Annotated in this window: 5 protein-coding genes; 2 read left to right on the top strand and 3 right to left on the bottom strand. The window is 44.0% G+C overall.

What is annotated here, in order from left to right; translation table 11 throughout:
* The first annotated feature begins 130 nt into the window (after positions 1 to 130).
* The gene (locus tag FOC45_RS02410) at positions 131 to 2,296 is read left to right on the top strand and encodes a hypothetical protein (RefSeq protein ID WP_009388606.1); all 2,166 of its coding nucleotides are present in this window, start codon (positions 131 to 133) and stop codon (positions 2,294 to 2,296) included.
* A 51-nt stretch (positions 2,297 to 2,347) separates the two neighbouring features.
* A complete protein-coding gene (locus FOC45_RS02405; RefSeq protein ID WP_009388607.1) occupies positions 2,348 to 2,836 on the top strand; it encodes a thioredoxin family protein in 489 nt (162 codons plus the stop codon).
* Positions 2,837 to 2,921: 85 nt separating this feature from the next.
* On the opposite strand, the gene FOC45_RS02400 is transcribed toward FOC45_RS02405, so the two are convergent.
* The 3 genes from FOC45_RS02400 to sprA form a co-directional block, all read right to left on the bottom strand.
* Positions 2,922 to 3,908 (bottom strand): Gfo/Idh/MocA family oxidoreductase, encoded by a 987-nt coding sequence (locus FOC45_RS02400; RefSeq protein WP_009388608.1) that lies wholly within the window; start codon positions 3,906 to 3,908, stop codon positions 2,922 to 2,924.
* Between the two features lie 135 nt (positions 3,909 to 4,043).
* Entirely contained in the window at positions 4,044 to 4,649 is a 606-nt protein-coding gene (locus FOC45_RS02395; RefSeq protein ID WP_009388609.1) for a YigZ family protein, read from the bottom strand.
* 33 nt (positions 4,650 to 4,682) lie between these two features.
* A complete protein-coding gene (sprA, locus tag FOC45_RS02390) occupies positions 4,683 to 11,771 on the bottom strand; it encodes a cell surface protein SprA (RefSeq protein WP_009388610.1) in 7,089 nt (2,362 codons plus the stop codon).
* Positions 11,772 to 11,801: the final 30 nt, after the last annotated feature.

Raw genomic sequence — 11,801 nt, 5'->3', positions numbered from 1 at the left:
TAAACATCTACTCGTCCCACTTGTCCCACCTGTCCCACTTCTCTGCCCGTGCGGCTCGCCCTCTCAGCCCTCCCATTCCTCCCATAATTGGTATGAATTTTGTACTCTTATTAAGCAAAAAAAGTATTCTATGAAAAACCTCCTCCTACTTTTCACCCTCTTTGCCAGTGGGCTATATGCTCAAGTCGATAGCCTTGTCGGGATTTATAAAAACGATAGAGAAAGAGAAAGTATCCGGCTCAATGCTGATAATACTTTCGATGTGATAAGATACTCGGGCAGCTACAGACGCGATGGCAACCTTGTGATACTAAACGCCGACCGCTCTTTTATGCTACACAAACGGCAGGGCAACTCCCAGCAGCTGCAACTCTCATTCATAGGCTCCAAAGGAATGATTTGGGAGGCTTCCACCCCGTTTATCTATGTAGGCTACGAAAACGAACAAGGGGGCGTCACTTATCTGCATCTGTATAATCAGGCGAAAGACCAGTTCGCTAATGATACCCTTCATATCGAAATTCCGCGTACCGAAAAGCTCTATTTGGTAAACAGCTTTGCTGCTGAATACCGCGAAAATAACGACAAGGTAACTATCAACACTTTTTATATAGGCAAAAACACCAATGCCTTAGAAGTTGTTTTCTTGGGAGAGAACAGTGCTTTAAGAAATCAATTTATAGGAGTATATGAGGCTTCAACAGGCGAGCTATCACTTATGGAAACAGGCAATAAAAGACCTGATATATACCAGAAGCTCATCCCTACCCCCCTCTACCCCAACGAGATAACACGTGTAAAGAACTGGGAACATCTGTCTTTTAAAGAACTTAAAACGAATAGTATAATCGATGATTATGACGATATACTCGAAGATTATAAAGAGGAAGAAGAGGAAGCAAAGATAAACGCCACCTTAGTGGTGAGCGATAGCAAGAATATTGAAAAAGCGATACAACGCGTAAAACCCACTGAGCAGTTGCTCGCTATCCTTCACCAACCGCAGAACCCCAAAGCCGACAAAGAGTTTGAGCTGCTAAAACTATCTTACAAGATAGAGAAAAGCGATAAACTACCTTTTACTTATCAGTTTTATATCACTTCTAAAGACGATGAGCAGTGGCTGAAAAAACACGGTATTGCCACTGATAAAAACCAAGTGATTTTTGTAGATTACGAGGGACACGTGCTTTACTATCAAGAAAGTACCATAGCCGAAGCCCAGCGCGATGATTTCTTCGGAAAAAATACGGCACCTACCCTTTTCAATAGCATCATAGTAGCGCGCCACATCGACCAGCTATTTGCTAACCCTCAGGCTCCTATAAAAGAAGTGGAAGCGCTCTTTTACACCTACCTCAAAAACTATGATTTGAGCTTGTATTTGCTTACCGACCGCAAAAAATTTGAGCAAGAGTATCACGCACTCGACTTCAAAAATAAAAAACTTATTTACCAACTGAAAACCACCCCCGCCCAACTGACTTACCAATGGCGCAGAGTGGCGGCAAGTCATCAAAACGATACAGTTTTAGACCCCTTATTTGCCAGAATGACCGTCAGAAACCTTTATAGCTACAGAAATTATCTGATAGAGGATAAAAAAGTCGCAGCTAAAGACAAGCTACAAACCATTGCCTACCTGATGAAGTCCAGCCAAGCCATTGAAGCCTACAACCAAGCTATTGATAAAGACGTGAATATCAGCTCTAAAAAGAAAATAGAGCTATACGACTCGACTGTGCAAGAGGCCATTAATGACTTAGAAAAAGTACTACCTTTTGAAGAGATTAGACCTATTTACGAAGAGGCAGTTGCTAAAAAGATGACTTCGGCATTGGGTTATATAGACTATTTGTTAGACCAAGACAAGCAAGCGGCTATCGATTATTACGTACCTTATATAGAGGGAGTTATCGTACAGGGGAAAGGCAATTTTGTGCAAGGTATCAACAAGGTATTTCCTAAGAATGGGTATTATTCCGATTGGTATTCTTATGGCAATGTATGGGCAAATCAGGCTAATAGTATCGCTTATTATATCTTCGAAACGCGTCGCAATGATGCTGCCCTACTATCTAAAGCCACACGCTGGATGGAGGCTATCTGCGATTTCAGAGAGAATGACCCTTATTACCTCGATACTTATGCCTGCTTATTATATGCCACCAACCAGAAAGACGAAGCCATAAAAATAGAAGAAAAAGCCGTGCAAGCGGCGCAAGAAAAGGACAAGAAAAAACTTTTAGACAGCCTACCAAACACTTTATTACAAATGAAAAACGGTACTTTATAGCACTTTGTGGTATGAATTTTGTATCTTTGCAGTATCAAATAAATTGTTTTTATGAAAAACCTTATTTTTATAGCCCTGCTTTGCTGGGGCGGAATGACAGCTTGGGCGCAAAGTAGCGAAGAAACTAACAAAGAGCGTGCGGGCTATGAGCAGCCTTATCACCCTGAAGAAGACGGCGATAAGCGCATCAGCGAATTGCTAAAGCAAGCTAAAAAGGAACGCAAAAAGGTGCTCGTACAGATTGGGGGCAACTGGTGTATTTGGTGCTTGCGCTTCAACCATTTAGTAACCACGAACCCTGAGTTAAAGAGTATTTTAGACAAGAAATACGTGTTTTATCACCTCAATTTTTCACCTGAAAACAAAAACGAAAAGGCTTTTGCCAAATACGGCAACCCTGGTGCGCAGTTTGGTTATCCTGCATTCCTGATTCTCAATGCCAAAGGAGAAGTGCTCTTCACCCAAAAAAGTGAGGATTTAGAGTCTGGCAAAGGCTATGATACTAAAAAAGTAAAGAAGTTTTTACAAGGAAGGTTGTAATTTGTTAATTAGCCAATGAGTCAATTTGTCAATTAGCTCATTGGCAAATCAACAAATCGGCTCATCGACTAATCGACAAATTGGCTCATCGGCAAATTATCTTCATTGTTGATATGGCTTGGGCAGCGGGTACGGGGTTTTCTTTGTTGCCTATAAGGGCTTGATAGAAATCTTCGTAAAACTGCCAGTAATTGCCGTGCTGGGCAGTAGTAAGCACACGGCTTTCGAGGGTATGAAGTATACCATTAGGTTCTTTAATTTCTGGCAACCAAGGGGTAGCGGTGGGTATGGCTCCAGCTACAAGGGCGGCTTCTTGTCCGTCGAAACGCTGCTGCAAGAAAGAGCCACGAGTGCCGTGTAGGGTGTATTCCCATTGGCGTTCAAGCGCATAAGTAGTCGATTTGAGGCGCACGCGCAATTGGTGGTCGTAAAAGAAGAGCAATTCAAAATAATCATCAGCTTGAGTATGAGGGCGCAGATAACCCTTATCGGCATATATAGCCTTAGGCTGCCCAAAAAGCTGTAGGGCTTGGTCTATGAGGTGCGCCCCTAGGTCATAGAGAGCCCCTCCGCCACGCTCAGCTGTTTCTTTATGGGCTTTACTGCTAATCTCAGTGCGAAAACGGTCGAAGCGTATTTCTACTTCTTTTAGCTCACCCAATACTCCACTTTCTATTACCTCTTTTACCTTCAGATAATCACCGTCATAACGCCTATTTTGGTAGACGGTCAGCAGTTTGCCTTTTTCTCTTGCCAAAAGGTCGAGGTCTTGTGCCTCTTCTGCAGTAAGGGTAAAAGGCTTTTCCACCAATACGTGTTTACCAGACATCAGAGCCGCTTTAGCGTACTGATAATGCGTCTGCACAGGGGTATTGACTACTACTACCTCTATTGTAGGGTCTTGTAGCATCTCTTCTACCGAGCGGTATAATACACTATCCGGATAAAGCGCACGCGAGTCCTCGCGATGACGCTCTACTACCGCATAAAGGTGCAAGTGTGGGTGCTGCGCTATAAAAGGCGCGTGAAATACCCGCCCGCTCATTCCAAAACTACTAAGGGCAATGTTCATTGTTAGTCGTTAGTTGTTAGTCGTTAGTTGTTAGTCGTTAGTTGTTAGTCGTTAGTTGTTAGTCGTTAGTTACTAGTCGTTAGTACGTTAGTATGTTAGTCAATAGTATGTTAGTCGCTTTCTAACGGCTAAAGACTAATCCCTAACGACTAATACTACTCCGTAAAGGTTATTAAAAATCTCTTCAATTTTAGCGTAATCGCTTTGGCGGATAGCCAGATGCAGCTCACAGCTTTCGGTGAGGTGTTGGGCAGTAACCGTCAGGTTTTGTTCTTTTACTACGCGCATCACTTTGTTCATCAGCGGATAGTCAAAGTTTATTATGAGTTCTTCAGTGATGAGCTTTTCCTCTATTTCTGTTTCTTGCAGGGTAAGTTGGGCAGTCGTTTTATAGGCTTGCACCAATCCGCCTACTCCTAACTTAATTCCTCCGAAATAGCGCACTACTATCACCAGTATATTAGTAAGCTCAAACGATTGTATTTGCCCATAGATAGGTATGCCAGCGGTATTATTAGGCTCTCCATCGTCATTCGCACGATAACGCAGATGTCTACCATAGCCCAGTTGCCACGCATAGCACCAATGGCGTGCCGAGAAGTGTGCCTTCTTGACCGCCTCAAGGTGCGCTTTTATCTCCTCTTCAGAAGTGACGGGAAAAGCATAGCCTAAAAACTTGCTGCTTTTTTCCTTAAATATCACCTCTTCTACAGGGGCTGCTATGGTTTTGTAGGTATCCAATTTATAAGGGTATGAATTAGCTTATTGGGCTACTTATTGAAAGGTATACTTCACTGATACGCCTGTTCTGAAAGTTGTCATCGGGAAGGAGGTAGAAATAGCCGATTTAGAAAAATTGTACTGCAAGTAGTAAGACGCTAACAAATTGCGACTTAGCGCGTATTCAGCACTGAAGTTACCTATCCACGAGGTCTGTCCTGCCGTCACTTGGTTATTAAATATCTCCATATTGCGTATCACAGTGAACTCTCTTAGGTAAGACAGCGTACCTTTGAGTACTAAATCACTTTTTACGGTAGTAGGCGTACCTGCCAATTGGGTAACAAATGCCAAGTCTTTAAAACGGTAGCCCATACCGAATTTATATTCGCGCTTGAGTATCTCGGTCAGATAATCGTTATCGAGACTGATAGAGATAGTGCGATCGCGGTTGAACTCTGCCAATAAGCTCATAGAGTTCTTAAGCTCCATATCAGCGCGTAGCAAGGGGTTAAACTGCTCTGCAAGCGTAACAGTCGAATACAATTTATCATTTAGGAAATCGCCTGCTACGTTGGTCTTATTAGGGTTAGCGGGTTCATACTCTAAATTAGTACGGAACTCACTAAGCGAATAGCTCGCGCGGTAGCCGTGTGCTAATGAGAAACGTTTGAAAATATTCTTGATGAAATCAACCCTCATAAGCCCTGTATAGCGTACATTCCACTCAGGAATAGGAATACTCTTGAAAGCATCGAGCGATACACCGCTGGCGCTACTACCCGAATAAGCCGCTAGAAAGGCAGGTATCATCACCGCTTGGCTCTTCTTGCTATAACCTACCGGATAGCCCTCAGCATCTACATTAGCAGGGTTAAGCCCTCGTTCCTCTGCCAAACGGCGCGCTATGGTTAGACGGTTGTTTTTAAACTTATCAAAGGCTGCCGAATTGTATTCGTCTATCTTATTAAAACTTGAAGCCAATAAGTTAGTAGAGATATTAAAACTTCCTACCTGATTGCCTACCAATTTGTTATACACAAAGTTGCGCACCTCAAAAGTTTCGGTGTAGTTCTCAGTGTATTGCCTATTTGCTTTCAAGTTGATTTGCAAATCAGGTATAGGTTGCAAGTTAGCGGTAATGATAAGTTGCTTTTCTTTAGAACTGATATATTGATCATTGAAATCAGCGAACTCTGTTAGGTAACCTTTCTTAGCCATCTCGTAGCGCAAGTCAGTTTGGTCGCCAAACATAAAGCCTGCTGATGGTTTGAGCGTACCGAGGAAGCCTATTTGCTGGGTATAACCAGGTATAGTGCGCGCATTGGTAACCGAATAGTTTACCCCAGCAGTTTTAAGCATTGTCATCAACGATTTTCCTACACTAGTCTTCTCACCTCGCGGAGTAGGTTTCACCCCTAAATAGCGATAAAGCTGCTCGAAAGTAAAGTTAGCTGTTAGGTTGTGGGTATTGCCATTTTGTAGGGTGTTAATATCCTGATGTGCCAACTGTAACAGCGTTTGCGAACCGCGCTGATAGTCGAAATCGCCTGAATAAGTATAGTTAGCCCTCATAAACTCAAAGAAAGGGAACTTGCTAAATGGCAAGTCGTAATTCAATTGGAATTTAGAGAAGAAATGGTCAGGGGTACCCATATCCCAGAAATCGCTCCACAATGATTTTTCTTTATTCACGCCCGAAATATCTCCGAAAGCATCATAAGTATAGTAATTGCGGATAACGCTATTATTAGTAGCATTAAAACTAAACTTCAGCGACTTAGTAAGGTTGTAATTGATAGCGTACTGATGGTTCATCAGGTAGTTACGCTGTTGTAGCTCTGGCAATGCTTTTTGCAGACTGGTATTAACGCCCTCGAAATACACATCGCGGAATAACTGCTTAGTAAATGAGCGGTTTACATCGGCTGTAAACATCACGCTGGTTGGCAATAAGTTCAGATTAACATCACTAAGCCATTGCCAATACTTTTTGCCTTTGAATTTGGTTACCTTCTTAAAAGGCTCGAAAGCAGTAGGCTTAAAGGCGTAGTTATACATAAAGCCAGCGCGTACCTGCTGCTCATCTTCATACTTAAGCTCATAGTCGCGGTGGTTCTTCTCGTTATAAGCGTAGTTAAACGTAAAGTTTTCTATGTTATACACACGCGGTTTTTGTCCTTCCGATAGGTTCTTCTTCACCCCTATCAAGTTAATGCCTCGCCTTAGGGTAAAGTCTTCAGCCTGCTCTCTTATAACATCGCGCTCCGAGCTGCTTTGGGCTACGTCTAAACGGTCTTTCAGCTTAATATCCTGATATACGGGGTCGTACTCTGGAGTAGAGCGCTTTTGCGAGTGACTTAAGCCTACTGGTATTTGCATATTCCACTTAGGTGGCAACAACTTACCAGCATTTACATTCATCATCACATCGTACTCTTGGGTGCTCTCTAACGCCCGTTGTTTAGGGGTTTGGTCTACCGAACCAAAGCCTACGGTGTGCATACGCCCTGTAGCCGATATGTTCAGCAGTTCAGAAGCATTTGCATCGAGGGAACCTACTGCCGCCCAACCACCGTGGTTTTCGAGTTCAGCCACACGCAATTCGTTAAACCAGAATTCACCACTTAGTCCGTTATTGCCCGATACGTTCTTAATACCTACCATCATAGCGCGTACGCTACCCAATGACGGATTTCCCTTTATTACATAGCGGTTTTCGCCAGCGTGGTAAGGGGTATTTTCGCTCACTACATTGTAATTGCCGTCATAATAAGTTACCCTATCTAGGGTTTGGTTTCTGATGCTTATCGCTTTGAGCTTGGTAAGCACTTCCATTGGTATAGAGAACTGGTTTTCTTTAGGCCATATAGCGTACTCTGACGAGCTACCCGGTTGGGTAACCTTCAGCGGTATTTCTACCTGATAGTAGTTATCGCTAAAGTCGGTACCGAGCCTAATAAAGGCTACCGCCTGATTGTCGTGCAGAGGCTTATTCTTATAGGCTTCGGCGTGTACAAACATCTTGATATACTTATACTGCCGCAGGTCAAAGCGCAACGCCTTATACACCGCCCTACTATCTTTATTTTCGAGATTATCTACTATGTATGATAGGGCTTGTTCGTTCTGCTCTACTAAGGTATTGTTAGTATTAATACGCTCGCGGTTTACCCCTGGCGGCATACGATAAGGTATAGGCTGACGGGTTTCGTTTTCAATTAGGTTTACTGAATTGATTTCTACCTTAGTACCATCGTCTGAAGGGTCATCTTGGTCGGTGCTAAGGGTATAGTTATAATAACGCCAGTCGCCGCGCACCAAATCGAGGGTAGCAAAACGCAAGAGCATCTCTTGAGGGAAGCCCGTTAGGTACATACGCATATGGGTCATCGAGTTGATGATGTCCATTTTATCATTGCTATTTAGCGGGAAGGTATAGCCTTCGCGCCACATAGCTCCGCTTTCAATCGGTATTTTGAACTGTATCCAGCGGGTAGCCACACGGTGTCCGTTAGGCGCTTCTATCGATACGGTGCGAATATCGTTTACATAAGGGTCGGCTGTACTGATATTAGGTTTGATACGCACCCTATACTCTAAATAGTTATTGGTGGTATTCATCGTAAAATCGCCGTTGATATCCTCATTATCAGGTACTGTAGTAGAGCCTCTGTCGTTATCTGACACCGATACAGGCGAGTTGCCTTGTGTACCGTTGTAATTGTAATAGCGATTTAAGATGCCCCCACTGCGCGCCAAGAAATACTCGTAGTTATCCATCGCAGGGTCGTTAGGCGAAGTCGCTACGTTGTTGCTATATATACGCGCTTCATCGGCATCGTTCAGACCATCTAAACCTATATCTTGCAGCCTGCGGTTAGACGAACTTTCATCAAAAGCATATACTAACGATTGGGCTGCAGGCACCTTACCCCAAGACGAAGTATTGATACTTGAGGTAGAGGAAAGACCTGGCAATCCGTTTTCGTATTGCTTGCGTCCGTCTTTTAGCACGTCTTCTGAGATGTTTCCTAAGTTGAACACCAATTCACCCGAACCACTGTATTCGCCTGAGTAATAAGGGTCCATCACCCAGAATTGCAAAAACTCAATATTGCTTTCTTGAAAATCAGAATAGCTCATACCGCGCATTATACCGCCCCATTTTTCGTCTTTAGTTTTAGTGGCGAAATTAGGGTCGTTATTATAAGCCCCTTTCGCGTTAGGATAATAGGCTAAATCGAGGGTGGCCTGCACTAACGACTGCCCTTGTGCCAACTGCTGCTGAGGGAATATCTCTTCAATAAAGATACGGCGGGTGCTGTTCTTTGATATTTCGTTACTGCTGATAGTCGAAGGTTTCTGAGTAGAGTAAAACACAGGGTCTATGGTATACCACGCCATTTTAGCGCGCCCATAGCCGTTCTTTAGGTTATCGGCATCGTCAGGAGTATTGCCGTATAGGGTTTGCGGCACCGAACTGTTGTTTCTGCCGCCTGCTGCCCCAAACTCTAAAGGCGTGCTGGCCAACTTCCACGCCAAAGGCGAACGCATATCAATAGTGCTTTGCGCTGCCTCAAAATCGTCTAAGTACACGGTGGTTTCACCATCAAAATCGTCTGCTTTAGGGGTGCTTGCCAATAGGTAAGCGAACTCTCCGCGCAACGAAAGGTTAGACGGCGCATCGCTCTTGATTGTAGGAATGCGATTTACCCAGCGGGTAAGGAATGGCATTTCGGTAGAATAGGTACCGGCTAAGCCAAAAATAGTGTTATTTACATTCTCTTGTCCGTAGCTGGTTTTCTGTGTAAAAGGTCGTTCGCGCAGATTTACGATAGCCCCGTTTAGTATGAACTTATCGCTGAACTTATGCTCTACATTTACCCCCATAAATCGGGTGGTTTGTCCGCCAAAAATGAGGTTATTCTCCATTGACACCTGTATAGGCATATTGCTAGCCTCTAAGCTGGGGTTAATTATCTCTACTGTACCCGATTGGTAATCCACCAAATAGTCGAGTCCCTCTACTAATAAGCGTCCGCCAGCTGTTACCCTAACCGAACCTCGTGGTACGTTGAAAGCCCCTAACGAAATACCGCGTCTGCTTGAGGCTTTATAGCGCCCTTTCATCACGAACTTGTTTTTCTCGCCGTCCATTTGGGCTTTGGTCTTGGTATTTTTATACAGCGAAGTATAGACGTACTTCTTCTGGTTATTGTTATAGGTAGCAGGGTCATTATAAGTACCCCCCCCTAAAGTGGTATGCAAGAAGTTACCAAAAGGTTCTACTTTTGTAAAGAATATTTTGCCGTACTGCTCATCAACAGTAATCCCTGGTAAAAAGTCAAAGAAGCCATCGCCGCCTGGTTGTGGGTCGTTGTACTTATTGAGGCGGTCGAAGTTGAAAAGATTCAGCAGTATGCGGTCTTCTAAGCCTGTTGGCCAGCCTACATTATCTACTTTATCTATATAATTGACAGGCGAAGGATTAGAATAGAAGATATTCATACGGAAATCTTCAGCCGACAATTGTGCTGTACCCACCGAATATACGTTTTTCATCATCAAATCCCAAATAGGGTCTTTCACGTTCAGGCGGTTGCTCTTAAGCATCTTCAGCACCAGTAGGTTATTAGTGATAGCGTTATTGCCTCCGTAAAAACTGTTGTTAGTAGTAGCCGAAATACCATCGTTAGCAAACTCGCCCACTTGGTATACTTGGCTGCCATAGGTATATTGGTAAGCTACTGCCAGCACCTCGTCGGCACTGAGGGCTGTGCTGAGCGAGATGAAGCCCAGCTTAGTATCTACCTTATAATCAACCCCTTCTTCGAGCTTGCGGGCATTCTCTATTACGGCGTAGTCATACCCCTGACTGACATACGATTGGTTCGTACCAAAACCCTGTTGCACGGTTGCTACATCGCGGATAGCATTGGTAAGTACCGAATTGGCAGTACCTATCTGCGTAGGGTCGTACTTATTAGCGCGGTTGGCAGGCATATTGTTAGTAGTACTGTTATAGAATGCAGGGCCTGCCTTGTCGTAAAGGCGCGTTCTATCCATTCGGGGTTCACCTAAGTCTTGTACTGCCAAAATGTTGCGTATGTTGCCCATACGGCTATTGCGGTTGGTTACCCACACCTCTAAGCGGGTAATCTGTACTTTGCTATTGATAAACGGATAATTTTCTAAAGCTCTATCGTACTGGTCGCGGAAGAAGTGCGCCAAGAAGTAGTTGCGATTTTCGTCGTAGTCTAAAGCTGAAAACTCAAATTCGGTAATCGTACCGCCCCCTTGTGCCGTAAGGGTTTTGCGCTCTGACTTCTGTTCAGAGAAAACCCCTGTGATGGTGGTACGCCCAAACTTGAGTTGTGTTTTCACCCCGAAAAGACTTTGCGAACCGGTAATAAGCGAGTTAGAAATAGGCATAGAGATATTACCGAGCTCTACTTTCTGTAGTATATCGTCTTCATCAGGCGCGTATTCGAGTTTAAAAACGTTCTGAAAGTCGAATGAGGCTTGGGTATCGTACTGAGCGTTCAGATTTAGGCGGGTACCTATCTTGCCGGTAAGCCCCAAGCTAATGCGCTGCTCGAAGTCCAAACCAAACGAACTGCGGTAGCGCGGACTGACAGCTGGGTTATCGTTGCGGGTATAGCGCAAACCAAAATCGACCCCAACGCTTCCGGTAGGGGTAAACTCTATATTTCGCCCTCCGAAAATGCTTTCGAAGAAATCAGAATTGACATATAGGTCGGGCAGCAAGTCGCGTTGGGCTTTTTTCTTTTGGGTAGTATCGCTTTGGGTATCGCCTAATACGTCTAACTTATCGCGGTAGTAGGCACTCATACGCTCGCGCATCACTAAGTCTTCGTACTCCTTGACAGTGAGGAACATAGGGGTCGCGAGGTCGTATTTGCCCAGCTTTTGGGTATAGACATAGCGGTCTAAGGCAGGATTATAAGTATACTGCTGCACGATGCTCTTAGGTTGCTGCAAGCCAATGCGCCCGATACCATTTTTTACAGTAGTTTCGGACTGAGTAGATGAAGTAGTTTGAGTAGTATTGGTTACTTGTGCTTGCGCAGATAAGAAGCTGAAAAAGAGTAGTATAATGATAGTTAGATGTTGCTTCATATTACTAATAGGGTATATGATACCGAATAT

The sequence above is a fragment of the Capnocytophaga sp. FDAARGOS_737 genome, from assembly GCF_009730375.1.
GTDB lineage: Bacteria > Bacteroidota > Bacteroidia > Flavobacteriales > Flavobacteriaceae > Capnocytophaga > Capnocytophaga leadbetteri.
Note: the sequence above shows the minus strand (reverse complement) of the source record. Positions and strands in the feature narration are given on the sequence as shown.

Excerpts from the sequence above, each read along its gene's own strand:
- FOC45_RS02410 (WP_009388606.1), top strand. The coding sequence starts at position 131 with ATGAAAAACCTCCTCCTACTTTTCACCCTCTTTGCCAGTGGGCTATAT.
- FOC45_RS02400 (WP_009388608.1), bottom strand. The coding sequence starts at position 3,908 with ATGAACATTGCCCTTAGTAGTTTTGGAATGAGCGGGCGGGTATTTCAC.
- FOC45_RS02405 (WP_009388607.1), top strand. The coding sequence starts at position 2,348 with ATGAAAAACCTTATTTTTATAGCCCTGCTTTGCTGGGGCGGAATGACA.
- sprA (WP_009388610.1), bottom strand. The coding sequence starts at position 11,771 with ATGAAGCAACATCTAACTATCATTATACTACTCTTTTTCAGCTTCTTA.